This is a genomic window from Ditibartonella apihabitans (assembly GCF_002007485.1).
Classification (GTDB): Bacteria; Pseudomonadota; Alphaproteobacteria; order Rhizobiales; family Rhizobiaceae; genus Bartonella; species Bartonella apihabitans.
Genome location: NZ_CP015820.1, coordinates 2,397,109 through 2,410,669, shown reverse-complemented (window position 1 = coordinate 2,410,669; position 13,561 = coordinate 2,397,109). Strand labels below are relative to the sequence as shown.

12 protein-coding genes and 1 pseudogene are annotated in these 13,561 nt (G+C 46.9%); 9 read left to right on the top strand and 4 right to left on the bottom strand.

The features are described from left to right. Positions 1–11: 11 nt before the first annotated feature. Positions 12–1,497, top strand: a pseudogene (locus tag BBC0178_RS10735) (ABC-F family ATP-binding cassette domain-containing protein); the annotation flags it as partial. Further along, positions 1,476–1,817, top strand: a complete 342-nt coding sequence (locus BBC0178_RS12355; protein WP_418214920.1) for a hypothetical protein — start codon at positions 1,476–1,478, stop codon at positions 1,815–1,817. The pseudogene BBC0178_RS10735 and the gene BBC0178_RS12355, both read left to right, overlap by 22 nt. Before the next feature lie 180 nt (positions 1,818–1,997). Here BBC0178_RS12355 and BBC0178_RS10730 read toward each other — a convergent pair whose 3' ends face one another. Beyond that, complete coding sequence (locus BBC0178_RS10730) at positions 1,998–2,255, bottom strand: DUF2312 domain-containing protein (protein ID WP_075869337.1); 258 nt, start codon at positions 2,253–2,255, stop codon at positions 1,998–2,000. A 148-nt stretch (positions 2,256–2,403) separates the two neighbouring features. After that, a complete protein-coding gene (locus BBC0178_RS10725) occupies positions 2,404–3,198 on the bottom strand; it encodes an N-formylglutamate amidohydrolase (RefSeq protein WP_078040151.1) in 795 nt (264 codons plus the stop codon). A gap of 133 nt (positions 3,199–3,331) precedes the next feature. Here BBC0178_RS10725 and BBC0178_RS10720 point away from each other — a divergent pair, with 133 nt between their 5' ends. Then, entirely contained in the window at positions 3,332–3,799 is a 468-nt protein-coding gene (locus BBC0178_RS10720) for a DUF1036 domain-containing protein (RefSeq protein WP_078040464.1), read from the top strand. After that, on the top strand, positions 3,796–5,232 hold the full coding sequence (gene pyk, locus BBC0178_RS10715; protein WP_078040150.1) for a pyruvate kinase: 1,437 nt from the start codon (positions 3,796–3,798) through the stop codon (positions 5,230–5,232). The genes BBC0178_RS10720 and pyk overlap by 4 nt, the downstream gene beginning before the upstream one ends. Before the next feature lie 509 nt (positions 5,233–5,741). Here the strand turns inward: pyk and BBC0178_RS10710 are convergent. Together BBC0178_RS10710 and BBC0178_RS10705 are read right to left on the bottom strand one after the other, a co-directional pair. Then, a complete protein-coding gene (locus BBC0178_RS10710; RefSeq protein ID WP_078040149.1) occupies positions 5,742–6,104 on the bottom strand; it encodes a cell division protein ZapA in 363 nt (120 codons plus the stop codon). A 12-nt stretch (positions 6,105–6,116) separates the two neighbouring features. After that, positions 6,117–6,392: a DUF4164 domain-containing protein gene (locus BBC0178_RS10705; RefSeq protein WP_077973037.1), complete on the bottom strand. Its 276-nt coding sequence runs from the start codon at positions 6,390–6,392 to the stop codon at positions 6,117–6,119. Between the two features lie 224 nt (positions 6,393–6,616). On the opposite strand from BBC0178_RS10705, the gene tkt reads away from it, so the two are divergent. The 5 genes from tkt to BBC0178_RS10680 all read left to right on the top strand — a co-directional run bounded on the left by tkt (position 6,617) and on the right by BBC0178_RS10680 (position 13,547). After that, positions 6,617–8,596: a transketolase gene (tkt, locus tag BBC0178_RS10700; protein ID WP_077973036.1), complete on the top strand. Its 1,980-nt coding sequence runs from the start codon at positions 6,617–6,619 to the stop codon at positions 8,594–8,596. Positions 8,597–8,629: 33 nt separating this feature from the next. Next, positions 8,630–9,637, top strand: a complete 1,008-nt coding sequence (gene gap / locus BBC0178_RS10695) for a type I glyceraldehyde-3-phosphate dehydrogenase (protein ID WP_077973035.1) — start codon at positions 8,630–8,632, stop codon at positions 9,635–9,637. A 144-nt stretch (positions 9,638–9,781) separates the two neighbouring features. Next, the gene (locus BBC0178_RS10690) at positions 9,782–10,972 is read left to right on the top strand and encodes a phosphoglycerate kinase (protein ID WP_078040148.1); all 1,191 of its coding nucleotides are present in this window, start codon (positions 9,782–9,784) and stop codon (positions 10,970–10,972) included. A 133-nt stretch (positions 10,973–11,105) separates the two neighbouring features. Further along, positions 11,106–12,134, top strand: a complete 1,029-nt coding sequence (locus tag BBC0178_RS10685) for a class I fructose-bisphosphate aldolase (protein WP_078040147.1) — start codon at positions 11,106–11,108, stop codon at positions 12,132–12,134. A gap of 312 nt (positions 12,135–12,446) precedes the next feature. Next, positions 12,447–13,547, top strand: a complete 1,101-nt coding sequence (locus BBC0178_RS10680) for a porin (protein ID WP_225868319.1) — start codon at positions 12,447–12,449, stop codon at positions 13,545–13,547. Positions 13,548–13,561: the final 14 nt, after the last annotated feature.

The window sequence follows — 13,561 nt, the reverse complement described above, 5'->3', positions numbered from 1 at the left end:
ACGGAATCATAATGGCGCCTCCTCTTTTACGTCTCGACCACATTTCACTCACCTTTGGCGGTACACCATTGCTGACCGATGCTGCTTTATCGGTTTCAAGCGGTGATCGTATTGCGCTTGTCGGGCGTAACGGTTCGGGTAAGTCGACACTTCTTAAAATTGCTGCCGGTCTTGTCGAGCCGACAGATGGAGAGATTTTTAAGCATCCCTCGGCAACAATCCGCTATTTGCCGCAATCACCCGATCTTGACGGCTTTGAAAATGTGCGTGCCTATGTCGAAGCTGGACTGGGGCCTTTGGATGATGTCCACCGTGTCAGCTATATGCTCGATCATCTGGGCTTGAGCGGTGAAGAAAAACCCGACCAGCTTTCAGGCGGCGAGGCGCGCCGCGCCGCATTGGCGCGTGTTATTGCACCGGCTCCCGATATTCTGCTGCTGGATGAACCCACCAACCATCTTGATCTCACGACAATCGAATGGCTTGAAGGTGAACTTAAAACAATAAGGTCAAGCATTGTCCTGATTTCGCATGATCGGCGTTTTCTGGAAAACGTCTCGCAATCGACAATCTGGCTTGATCGGGGGCAAACAAAGCGCCTTGGCAAGGGATTTGCTTTTTTCGAGGAATGGCGTGACAAACTTCTTGAAGAAGAAGAAATCGAGCAACAAAAACTCGGCCGCCAGATTGTACGTGAAGAGCATTGGCTGCGTTACGGTGTGACAGCGCGGCGCAAACGCAATGTTCGCCGTCTCGACGAATTGCAGAAATTGCGGCAGAAATACAAGAGTTATCGCGGGCCGCAGGGCAATGCTGTCATGGAGTTGAGCGATTCACAGGAATCCGGAAAACTGGTGATCGAAGCCAAAAATATCAGCAAAGCTTACGGCGAACAGGTTCTTGTCGATCATTTTTCCACCCGTATCCACCGCGGTGACAGGGTGGGACTGGTGGGTCCCAATGGCATTGGTAAAACAACATTGTTATCCATGCTGAGCGGGGTTTTGATACCCGATAGCGGAACAGTGAAACTTGGCGTCAATCTTGAAATTGCCACGCTTGATCAAAAACGCTCGCTTGATGAAAATGAAACGCTTGCCCATTATTTGACCGACGGCCGCGGCGACAGTGTTATCGTCAATGGTGAACAACGTCATGTTGTCTCCTATATGAAGGACTTTCTGTTTTCGCCTGAACAGGCGAGGACGCCGATCAAAGAATTGTCGGGCGGCGAAAGAGCGCGGTTGATGCTGGCGCGCGTCTTGTCTCGTCCTGCAAATCTCTTGATACTCGACGAGCCTACAAATGACCTTGATATGGAAACGCTTGATCTTTTGCAGGAACTTGTCAGCAATTTCCCGGGAACTGTTCTGCTTGTCAGCCACGATCGCGATTTTCTTGATCGCACGGTTACGAGTATCATTGCTCCTGAAGGCAATGGTCGCTGGCTCGAATATGCCGGTGGCTATAGCGATATGATAGCGCAAAGGAAAGGTCGGGAAATCGAACAGAAAAACGTTGCGAAATCATCTTCGCCACAAACATCAGCTCCAGCCGAACGGGCAAAACGGGAAACAAAACAGAAGCTATCCTATAAACAGAAATATGCTTTGGAAAAATTGCCTTCGGAAATTGATGCGCTTCATGACGAGATTGCAAAGATGGAAAAAGAGTTTTCCGATCCCGACCTTTATACAAAAAATGCCAAAAGGTTCGAGGAACTTTCGCGCCTTCTCGAACAAAAGCGAAAAGACCTTGAAATAAAGGAAAACGAGTGGCTCGAGCTTGAAATGCTGAAAGAAGAACTCGAAAAATAGTTTCATTTTTTGAAAACTATAGGGTGTCCGCCAACGCGAATTTTTTGGCATTGAAAAAATGCTGAACCGGTAAAGGTGGATGGCATGGTCACACCCCCCGCATAATCACCGGTAATTCGTATGATATAACAAAAAGCCTTCCGGAAACGGAAGGCTTTCGAGTTTTCAAAAAACTAAAAATCAGCTCATTCCGAGTGCGTCTTTATAGAGCTGGATCATGGCTTCCTCTTCCTGACGCTCATGGTCTTCTTTTTTACGCAAACGGATAATTGTGCGTACAGCCTTGCTGTCGAAACCACTTCCCTTAAGCTCGGCATAAACTTCTTTTATGTCGTCGGAAATTGTTTTCTTTTCTTCTTCAAGGCGTTCGATACGCTCGATAAAAGAACGCAACTGGCCAACGGCCACTGCTTGTTTTTCGTCTGTCACTTCACTCATGGAAATGGCCTCCAGATAAATCGTGTTCAAACGAGTCGTTAAGTCGATCGTTCAGTTTCCTGTTGATGTCCGAGTCCTGCCCTCGGAGTCAAGATGGCGGGTTTAATTTTTACCCCCGATATTTTAGCCAAGTGCCCAGTTCTGGAAGTTACCAGTCGGCACGTGACGGGAAAATCTGTTTCATGTGAATCATCGGCATTCCGTTTATTTTATGAAATAGCGGTTGCAGATAATCTGCCCATTTGATCACACCCTCTTCGTTTGCTATCAAATCCTGTCGGACTTCAATAAGGATGTGGGCAATACCCTTTGTTGTACAATGACGGTACATTGTATCGCCTTTCAATGCGCCATCATAGGGTTCGTTATCGCCAACTTTGATCTCGGCAATTTCGTTCAAGCCGGTAAATAACGGGTCGAAAGCACGTCTGTCACTGTCCCATAAAAGACCGATATGCCAAGGACGTGCTTGACCATGCCAGACGGGTGTAAAAGAATGTACTGAAACCACAAATGGACTTTTACCGCTTGCCTCCTCGACACCGGCGATCAACCGCCCGACAGCCAGATCGTAGGGTTTATAATAGTTTTCGATTCGGCGTTGTCTTTCGGTTTCGCTCATCGGATAATTATCGGGAATAACCGAACCGTCAGACAATTGCATAATCAATGTCGGATCATCTTCTCCACGGTTGGGGTCGATCAAAAGTCTTGAGAAATGGCTGACAACCGCAGGTACTTCAAGGCGTTTTGCAAGCTCTTTTGTAAGCATTTCAGCACCTATATCATAGGCGATGTGACGGAAAAGCTCGGAAGATTGAAGTCCGAGCGAGCCATATTCATCAGGCAAAGCGTTGCTTGCATGGTCACAGATGAGGACGAGCCCCGCTTCCATATTGCCGGGAATTTCTTCAAAGGGATAGAAATTTTCTTTCTGTTTCATTTTTTTATCATCACTTTATAATATGGCTGTTTTGAAAATCTCTGACATTGACAAATTTTAAGAAACTACACAAAACACAAATGAAGTGCAAAAGAATAGCGGTCAGGACAAAATAAAACCGAAGGTGCCAGAAATGTTGTTGAAAAAGACCAGGATTATTCTCTTCGGTGTGGCGATCATGCTCGCTCTTTCATGTGCGGCTCGTGCGGATTTCCGTGTCTGCAACACAACTCAGGAAGCCATCGGCGTTTCCATTGGCTACCGTGCAAAAGCCGGATGGATGTCCGAAGGTTGGTGGGTCGTCGGTCCAACCCGTTGCAAGACGATTATTGACGGGCCTTTATCCTCGCGTTTTTATTATCTTCATGCGGAAGACGCCAAAAATCACGGGCGTTGGGATGGCCCCATCAATATGTGCGTGAAAGATTCTGAATTTACCATTAATGGTGTCAACGACTGCTTTGCACGAGGCTTTCAGAAAGCCGGTTTTCAAGAAATCGATACGGGTACGCAAACAAGCTGGATGGTTCAGCTTACAGAACCCGTGTCCAATAATCCGGCGTTAAATACGCCGCTTGTTACAGGAGCTCCCACAAAATGAAACGTAACCGTAAAGTAAAGATTGTTGCTACGCTCGGACCTGCATCGTCCGACGAAAAAATGATCGAAAAGCTTTTTTTAGCGGGGGTTGACGTTTTTCGCATCAATATGAGTCATGCCGATCATGACACAATGCGCTCTTTGGTTAAAATCATACGTCATATCGAGAAAAAACAAGGGCGCCCGATTGGTATACTTGCCGATTTGCAGGGGCCGAAATTACGTGTGGGAGAATTTGCAAACGGCAAGGTTGATCTTGTTGCCGGGCAAACTTTTACGCTCGACAATAAAGATATTCCGGGTGACAATACCCGTGTCTATTTGCCTCACAAGGAAATTTTTGACGCGGTCAAGCCGGGCGAACGTTTGTTGATTGATGACGGTAAACTCGAGCTTTTGGCGGAGAAATGCACGCATACCGCTATTGAATGTAAGGTCGTTGCCGGAACGCACATTTCCGATCGCAAGGGCGTGAGCCTGCCGGACACGCTGCTCGGTGTCGGTGCAATGACGGAAAAAGACCATAAAGATCTTCTTGCTGTTCTTGAACAGCCGATTGACTGGATTGCACTTTCCTTTATTCAGCGCCCTGAAGATATTGCCGAAGCCCGTAAAATTGCCAAAGGAAAAGTGGCGATCCTGTCAAAAATCGAAAAGCCGCAAGCCGTTCGCAGAATTAACGAGATTGTCGATTTATCCGACGCTGTTATGGTGGCACGTGGCGATCTTGGCGTTGAAATGCCGTTGGAAACGGTGCCGGGTATCCAGATGGATATTATCAAACTCTGCCGGCGCGCTGGTAAGCCGGTTGTGGTTGCAACCCAGATGCTTGAATCGATGATCACCTCACCGGTTCCGACCCGTGCTGAAGTTTCGGATGTTGCGACAGCCGTTTATGAAGGGGCTGATGCTATCATGCTTTCGGCTGAATCGGCGGCCGGTGCCTATCCGGAAGAAGCTGTTCGCACAATGGATAAAATTGCCTGCAAGATCGAACGGGATTCCAATTACGAACCGATGATTGATGCGCAACATCCGGCTCCCGAACCGACAGGTGCCGATGCGATTTCGCTTGCCGCAAGGCAAATTGCTGAAACGCTCAATCTTTCGGCCATTGTCGCTTACACGGCTTCCGGCGCGACAGGTATTCGTGCGTCTCGCGAGCGGCCGATGCCATCCATCATTGCTCTTTCACCGATTACCGAAACGGCGCGGCGTCTTGCTCTTGTCTGGGGGCTTCATTGTGTTGTCACTGAAGATGCGCACAATCTTGATGATATGGTCGAAAGAGCCGCTGCCATTGCACTGCGGGAAGGCTATAGCGTTCCAGGTGACCGAATTATCGTAACCGCCGGTGTACCGCTTGGAACACCGGGTGCAACCAATATGCTGCGCATTGCCTATGTTGCCAAGGAAGATGGCAAACGCAGATAATCATCGGTAAATCCTGATATTCATCGGCAGAACCGGATTCCTTGGGTTCTGCCGAAATCTATTTTCGCTGATGATTTTTAAGGGTCTCTTTCACCTCGCTTACGAGGGGACGAGTTTTCGAGGGGCAGAGTTTCCAACATTGAAAGTAAGCGGTTCAGGCTTTCTTTGAACAGGATATCGGTTAAGCTTACACAAAAAGCCGTAAACTGAAGATCTGGTTTTATAGAAAACTATTCTGGTAAAGGGAGCCAAAAAAAGCTCCTGATAAAAAACCATCCGGAATAAGTGTAATATCAGAATACAGAAATGACTTACGGAGTGTTGCAACACACTATTTAAGTGCTCGTTAATTATTTATGTGCACGTTATTTGTGGAGACTTTTGAAACAAAGCGGGCTTTTGCAATCCTGATATTTTGATAAACAGTTTTTATTTCCCTTTTATGGAAAAATGTTTTTCAATGGAGACAACGGGAAAGACTCCAAGATATATGCGGTCAGTGTTCGCTCTTACTGGTTTTTCACAAGCTCACGGGCAAGCGCATCAATATGACTGGCCGCCCGATCAATTGCTTTGGCTGCGACTGTTTCGTAGCGTTCACAGGCATCGGTAAGCTGTGTATTTTCCTGTCGCAACATGTCGTTTTCCTGTTTCAGGCTATTTAGCTGACGACGCGCTTCATCAAGCTCGTCCATAACCATTATGCCTGCCATAACAGAAAGGCGATGATCTCCGATCTCGCCGAAATTCGATTTCAAATGGCTGATGTATTGGTCAAGCTGATGGGCAAGACCGGCAAGATGGTCTTCTTCGCCTTCATCGCAAGCCATGCGGTAGGTTTTTCCATCAATCGTGACTGATACAGTTGCCATATTTATTGCCCTTTACCGGTCAACCACCGTTCGTATCGTTTCCATTGCGGTAATAAGACGGCGCGATACTTCTTTATTGGCTTGTTCAAGGCGTTCAGCGCGCGATTCAGATGTATCGAGTGCTTGCGCCAGACGGCTGCGATCTGCATTCATGCGCTGGATTTCTTCCTCGAGCTCACTGGTGTCATATGTATCTTTATTGTCATTGACAACGGCATTTTCAAGCGTCTTAAGAGCGTTTTCCAGACGATTGATCGCTTGATCGAGAATTGATGTATCTTGTGGCATCGAGTTCCAGATCCTTTGTGTAAAAGATAAATTCAAAAACGAATCATTCCGGCAAATTTTATCCGAGTTTTACTATTCTTAAATGTCTTCTCGGCTTGTGGCAAGAAATCCACCGTATCAAAGCTGGTGACAGTGGGATTTTATTGACTCACACGGTTTAAGTGATATTTGTCAAAAGAAGCATTAGACCGAATTTACTAGCGATCAAAGAGTAGCCAATTTTCATGAAAAATAATGACAAGCAGAACCAGATGGCCAATGCTATCCGTTTTCTTTCCATCGATGCAATCGAGAAAGCAAATTCGGGGCATCCTGGTCTTCCGATGGGTGCCGCCGACATTGCGACAGTGCTTTATACAAAATTTTTAGCCCACGATCCGAAAAAGCCGAATTGGCCTAATCGGGACCGTTTTGTTCTCTCGGCTGGACACGGTTCCATGTTGCTTTATTCAGTCATGTATCTTTCCGGATATGAAGACGTTACGATAGACGAGATAAAGAATTTCCGTCAGCTTGGCGCAAAAACTGCCGGTCATCCGGAATATCGTCATATCAATGGCATTGAAACGACAACCGGTCCGTTAGGTCAGGGCATAGCCAATGCCGTTGGAATGGCACTTGGCGAGCGCATCATGAATGCACGTTGGGGAGATCTCATCGATCATTATACTTACGTGCTTGCCGGTGATGGCTGCCTGATGGAAGGTATCTCGCAAGAAGCTATTGCTTTTGCCGGACACATGAAGCTTAACAAGCTTATTGTCTTCTGGGACAATAACCAGATATCAATTGATGGTGCGATTACGATTTCGGATAATACCGACCAGTGTGCACGCTTTGAAGCTTGTCAGTGGAACACAATCAAGGTTGACGGGCACGATCAGGACGCAATCGCCAAGGCAATCGAAAAAGCCAAAACCTCCGACAAACCGACATTGATCTCGTGCCGGACAACAATCGGTTTCGGCTCTCCGCACAAAGCGGGAACCAATAAGGCTCATGGGTCGCCGCTCGGCAAGGAAGAAGTTGCCGAGACACGTAAATCGCTCGGCTGGGAAAGCGAGCCTTTCGTTATTCCCGCCGAGATTCTCGACAACTGGCGGCTTGCCGGTCTCAATGCTGCAAAAAAACGTCAGGAATGGGATAAAAAGCTTGAAGCTCTTGATCCACAAAAACGTGCCGAATTCGAACGTTTAATGCGTGGTGACCTGCCCGGCAATTTCGATAGCGTTATTAATGACTACAAAAAGAAACTTGCTGCTGACCAGCCGAAAGTTGCAACGCGTGTTGCCTCGCAGATGGCGCTTGAAGTTATCAATGGGGCAGTTGACGAAACAATCGGTGGATCGGCCGATTTGACAGGCTCCAATAACACCAAAACAAGCCAGACCAATGATATTACACCGGAAGATTTTTCCGGTCGTTATATTCATTATGGTATTCGCGAACATGCCATGGCCGCGATTATGAACGGCTTGTCACTTTATGGTGGTATTATTCCCTATTCGGGAACTTTCTTGTGCTTTTCCGATTATGCCCGTCCGGCAATGCGGCTTTCATCATTGATGGGTATTCGTGTCATCTATGTGATGACACATGATTCCATCGGCCTTGGTGAAGATGGTCCGACCCATCAACCGGTTGAACATCTGGCAAGTTTGCGGGCAATTCCCAATCATCTTGTTTTCCGTCCGGCCGATGTGGTCGAGACCGCCGAATGTTGGCAATTGGCATTGAAATCAAAAACAACGCCTTCGACTTTGGCATTGACCCGTCAAGGTTTGCCCACTTTGCGCAAAAACTATGACGAAGACAATCTTTGTGCCTTGGGTGCTTATGAATTGATGACGGCGAGTGATGAAGCAAAAGTTACGATTTTTGCATCCGGTTCGGAAGTTGAAATAGCGGTGAAGGCACGCAACGAACTTGAAAACAAAGGAATTCCTACAAGAGTTGTGTCGGTCCCTTGTTTTGAACTTTTCGAGCACCAAGTAGAGTCCTATCAAACGGCTTTGATAGGTACAGCGCCTGTGAAAATTGCTATTGAAGCAGCAATTCGCCAAGGATGGGATCGTTTTATTGGTCGAGATGGTGTATTTATAGGAATGCATAGTTTTGGTGCGAGTGGTCCTATCGACGCACTTTACAAACATTTCGGGATAACCCCCGAAGCCGTCGTTGCAGCGGCGGAAGCAAAGCTTTAATATTCAAATATCTCAATTAAAGGGAGAGATAATATGGCAGTACGTGTAGCAATCAACGGATTTGGACGTATTGGACGCAATGTTGTGCGTGCAATCATTGAAAGCGGTCGCAAAGATATTGACATTGTTGCAGTTAACGATTTGGGGCCGGTTGAAACAAATGCCCATCTGTTGCGCTATGATTCGGTCCATGGACGTTTCCCTCATGAAGTAAAGGTATCGGGTGATACCATTGACGCCGGCCGCGGGCCGATCAAGGTTACGGCTGCACGTGATCCGGAACAATTGCCGTGGAAAGAACTCGGCATTGATATTGCTTTGGAATGCACCGGCATTTTTACCGCCCGTGAAAAAGCTGCTGCCCATCTTGATGCAGGAGCCAAGCGCGTTATCGTTTCCGCACCGTCAAAAGGCGCTGACCTGACAGTTGTCTATGGCGTTAATCATGACAAGCTCACAAAAGAGCACAAAGTCATTTCGAACGGATCCTGCACAACCAACTGCCTTGCTCCGGTTGCCCATGTCCTCAACAAAACTGTCGGCATTGAAAAAGGCTTCATGACAACCATTCACTCTTATACAGGCGATCAACCGACTTTGGATAAATTGCATAAAGATCTCTACCGTGCACGCGCTGCAGCTTTGTCGATGATTCCGACATCTACCGGTGCTGCCAAGGCTGTTGGTCTGGTTTTGCCGGAACTTGCAGGCAAGCTTGATGGCGTTGCTATTCGTGTTCCGACTCCGAATGTTTCGGTTGTCGACTTTACCTTTATTGCAAAGCGTTCGGTTACACCGGAAGAAATCAATGAAGAAATCCGTAAAGCTGCAAATGGTCCTTTGAAGGGTATCCTCGGCTATACCGATGAAAAACTCGTCAGCCACGATTTCAACCATGATCCACATTCTTCTATTTTCCATACCGAGCAAACACGCGTTATGGATGGAACATTCGTTCGTATTCTTTCCTGGTACGACAATGAATGGGGCTTCTCCAACCGTATGGCTGATGTTGCTGTCGCATTTGCAAAGACGATCTGACAATAATAATGGGGGCATCAGCCCCCATTTTCTTATTAAAAATGAAGGTCTTGTTGAGTTGTTTGTCCCAAGACTTTCAATAAAACGGACTTGAATGGGCCACATTGAGATAAAAGCCCGTTCCTTGAAAATCTGGAGAAAAATATGGCTTTTCGCACCCTTGATGATGTTGATGTAAAATCGAAGCGCGTGCTTCTGCGCGTTGATCTCAATGTGCCAGTCGCTGACGGAAAAGTAACGGATGCCACTCGCATCGAGCGGGTTAAACCAACCATCACCGAACTGAGCAGAAAAGGTGCAAAAGTTATTTTGCTTGCCCATTTCGGGCGTCCGAAAGGCAAAGTTGTTGCCGAATTTTCATTAAAGCAAATTGTCCCGACGGTCGAAAAAGTTTTAGGGAAAACAGTTGCTTTTGCCGAGGACTGCATTGGTGAAAAAGCAAAAGCCGCTGTCGATGCCCTGAAAGACGGGGATATTGTTCTTTTGGAAAATACACGCTTCCACGAAGGCGAAGAAAAGAACGATCCGGCATTTGCCAAAGCATTGGCTGAAAATGGCGATATTTATGTGAATGATGCGTTTTCCGCCGCTCACCGTGCCCATGCGTCGACAGAAGGGCTTGCCCATGTTTTGCCAGCCTATGCCGGCCGCTCCATGCAGATGGAACTCGAGGCACTGGAAAAAGGGCTCGGTCATCCGGCTCATCCGGTGGTAGCCATCGTTGGTGGTGCCAAAGTTTCGACGAAGATTGATCTTTTGAACAATCTGATTGAAAAGGTCGATGCACTTATTATCGGCGGCGGCATGGCCAATACATTTCTGGCGGCGAGAGGTTTAAGTGTCGGAAAGTCGTTATGCGAGCATGAACTCGGAGAGACTGCCCGTGCTATTTTGACCAAGGCAAAGACCGAAAATTGTTCAATTATTTTGCCGGTTGACGCTATTGTTGCCGAAAGTTTTGAAGCAAATTCGCCTAACCATCGTTATGGTATCGATTCAATTCCCGCCGATGGTATGATTCTTGATATTGGTGAAAATTCTGTCGAACGTATCAATGCGGCCATAGATGACGCTGCAACGCTGGTCTGGAACGGACCTCTTGGCGCTTTTGAATTGCATCCCTTTGATGCAGGCACAGTTGCGGTTGCCAAACGTGTTGCTGCCCGTACAAAACAGAAAAAGCTCACCTCCATTGCTGGCGGTGGTGATACGGTTTCGGCACTTCATCATGCCGGTGTTGCTGCCGATTTTACCTATATTTCAACAGCGGGCGGAGCATTTCTCGAATGGATGGAAGGCAAACCATTGCCTGGTATTGTCGCATTGGAGAAATAAAATGATGAAGTGGGGAAAATTGTTTTTCAGATTTCCCCACTTGCATATTGAAATGATTGGAACGGGGGTTTGTCCGTTTCACTTTGGATACAAATTGTTATTGTCTGGCTATTAAAAAAGAGGAGCCACCCCAATGAGTGAACGTCTTGAGGATATTGCAATTGCTATGACGGCAGGAGGAAAAGGTCTGCTTGCTGCTGATGAAAGCACAAGCACCATAAAAAAGCGGTTCGATACGATCCATCTCGAATCGACCGAAGAAAACCGTCGCGACTATCGTGAGATGTTGTTCACGACCAAAGAAGCTATGGAAAAATACATTTCCGGTGTCATTCTTTTTGATGAAACAATTCGTCAAAAAGCCTCGGATGGTCGCATGTTGACCGACATTATCAGACAGGCCGGTTCGATACCCGGTATCAAGGTCGACGAAGGGGCAAAGCCGCTCGCCGGTTTTCCGGATGAAACGATTACAGAAGGGCTTGATGGTTTACGGGGACGCTTGAAAGAATATTACGAACTTGGCGCTCGTTTTGCCAAATGGCGCGGTGTTATTGCTATTGATAGCAATAAATTCCCGACATGGGGTGCTGTAAGACAAAATGCCCAAGCCTTGGCGCGCTATGCCGCACTTTGTCAGGAAGCACAGATTGTTCCGATCGTTGAACCGGAAATTCTCATGGATGGCAAACCCGGAAATCACTCGATTGATCGTTGCTATGAAGTAACCGAACATGTGTTGAGAACCGTTTTTGACGAGCTTTTTTCTGCCCGCGTCAAATTGGAAGGCATGGTTTTAAAGCCGAATATGGTTATTGACGGTAAAAATGCCCGCAAGGCTTCTGTCGAGGAAGTTGCTGAAAAAACCGTTCGTGTTTTGAAATCAACTGTTCCGGCAACCGTTCCCGGTATCGCATTCCTTTCCGGTGGCCAGTCGGACGAAGAAGCAACAGCTCATCTTTCGGCAATCAACGCAATCGGCAACCTGCCGTGGAAGGTAACATTCTCTTACGGACGTGCTCTTCAAGCTGCTGCTATCGCGGCATGGGGCGGTAAAAAGCAGAATGTTGCAGCCGGACAAAAGGCTTTTGCTCACCGTGCAAAGATGAACTATCTTGCAGCACTTGGCAAATGGACCAAAAAGGACGAACAAGCCGCCTGATTTGGAATTGGAATTATAAAATTTTCAAAAAGCCCGAAGCACCTGTTTCGGGCTTTTATTATAAAAGTGTATCATATTTGTTACAGATTATCTCTTAAAAACAACTTAGAAATAAAAAGGCCATTAAAAACTTGAATAGATTCTTCAAGTTTGCATAGATACTCAGAGCTTATATGTGCTCGTTTCAATTTGCATGGACATGACGGGCGAGGGAATTCAGATGTCCATGTCAAGCAGTTCACACCTAAAGCTGTCGAGATGATCGATCAGTAACTTTTCGGGGCAATGATGAAAAAATTATTTCAAGCATTCATGGTAACTTCCGCGGTTATTTCAATTCAAACAACAGCGGCAAAGGCAGCTGATGTCGCCTTGCCGGAAGCCGAGCCGGTTGAATATGTTCGCGTCTGTGATGCTTATGGCGAGGGATATTTCTATATTCCCGGCACAGATACATGTCTGAAACTGGGTGGTTTTATTTATGCACAGGCGAAGGGTGGTGACGATGTTTATGCCCGTTCGCGTGACGAACGTAATATGAAAACCTGGCGCGATGAAGTCCGTGCCCATTTGCTTGTTGCAACAGCTTCCGAAACCGAACTTGGAACCTTGAAAACACATATCGAATTGCGTTCCGATTTCGATGACGGGACGGATTCATCTTCATCGCAATTGCGTTTCGGTTATATTGAACTCGGCGGTTTGCATATCGGTGTTGATGAATCGGCGTTGAATACATTTTTCGATTACTATGGCGACTTCATCAATGACGATGTTGTTCTGGGTGGTGCCTATCGGACCAATATGATCCAGTACCAATATGCATTCAGCAATGGTCTGACTGCAATGGTTTCAATCGAGCAAGGTGGCGACGAAGATACCGACTTCAACGGAACGATAGAAGATTATACCCCCGATGTTGTTGCCGGTTTGAAATTCGATCAAGGTTGGGGATCGATTACCGGTGCCGGTGCTTATGACGCTGTCAATGAAGCCTGGATTGGCAAGGCAAAAGTCAATCTGAAAATTACCGATGCATTCAATGTCTGGGTCATGGGGGCTTATAAAGACCTCAAAGACAAATATTATGAAGATATTGATGACGAGGACACTCTCATCCGTGATGGTCGTCGCGGTATCCGTGCTGTCGACAGTTTCTACGGTACATGGGGCGGAAAATGGGTTGGCTGGCTCGGCGCCTCTTATAAATTCACACCGAAAACAACTGGTAACTTGCAGTTGACTTATGAAGGCGTAGGCAACACCTACACGGCTGTCAATGTTGCTTATGAAATGCTTCCCGGTCTTACTGTTATGCCGGAAGTCAACTATCGTAAATGGAACGATGTCCATTCCGATTTGTATGATCAGGATGCTATAGGCGGTGCCATTCGTATCCAGCGCGATTTCTAAGATATTTGGCGTAA

What these genes read in the sequence shown, in the direction of transcription:
- BBC0178_RS12355 (WP_418214920.1), top strand. Translation starts at nt 1,476, where the DNA reads ATGATAGCGCAAAGGAAAGGTCGGGAAATCGAACAGAAAAACGTTGCG.
- BBC0178_RS10730 (WP_075869337.1), bottom strand. Translation starts at nt 2,255, where the DNA reads ATGAGTGAAGTGACAGACGAAAAACAAGCAGTGGCCGTTGGCCAGTTG.
- BBC0178_RS10725 (WP_078040151.1), bottom strand. Translation starts at nt 3,198, where the DNA reads ATGAAACAGAAAGAAAATTTCTATCCCTTTGAAGAAATTCCCGGCAAT.
- BBC0178_RS10720 (WP_078040464.1), top strand. Translation starts at nt 3,332, where the DNA reads ATGTTGTTGAAAAAGACCAGGATTATTCTCTTCGGTGTGGCGATCATG.
- pyk (WP_078040150.1), top strand. Translation starts at nt 3,796, where the DNA reads ATGAAACGTAACCGTAAAGTAAAGATTGTTGCTACGCTCGGACCTGCA.
- BBC0178_RS10710 (WP_078040149.1), bottom strand. Translation starts at nt 6,104, where the DNA reads ATGGCAACTGTATCAGTCACGATTGATGGAAAAACCTACCGCATGGCT.
- BBC0178_RS10705 (WP_077973037.1), bottom strand. Translation starts at nt 6,392, where the DNA reads ATGCCACAAGATACATCAATTCTCGATCAAGCGATCAATCGTCTGGAA.
- tkt (WP_077973036.1), top strand. Translation starts at nt 6,617, where the DNA reads ATGAAAAATAATGACAAGCAGAACCAGATGGCCAATGCTATCCGTTTT.
- gap (WP_077973035.1), top strand. Translation starts at nt 8,630, where the DNA reads ATGGCAGTACGTGTAGCAATCAACGGATTTGGACGTATTGGACGCAAT.
- BBC0178_RS10690 (WP_078040148.1), top strand. Translation starts at nt 9,782, where the DNA reads ATGGCTTTTCGCACCCTTGATGATGTTGATGTAAAATCGAAGCGCGTG.
- BBC0178_RS10685 (WP_078040147.1), top strand. Translation starts at nt 11,106, where the DNA reads ATGAGTGAACGTCTTGAGGATATTGCAATTGCTATGACGGCAGGAGGA.
- BBC0178_RS10680 (WP_225868319.1), top strand. Translation starts at nt 12,447, where the DNA reads ATGGTAACTTCCGCGGTTATTTCAATTCAAACAACAGCGGCAAAGGCA.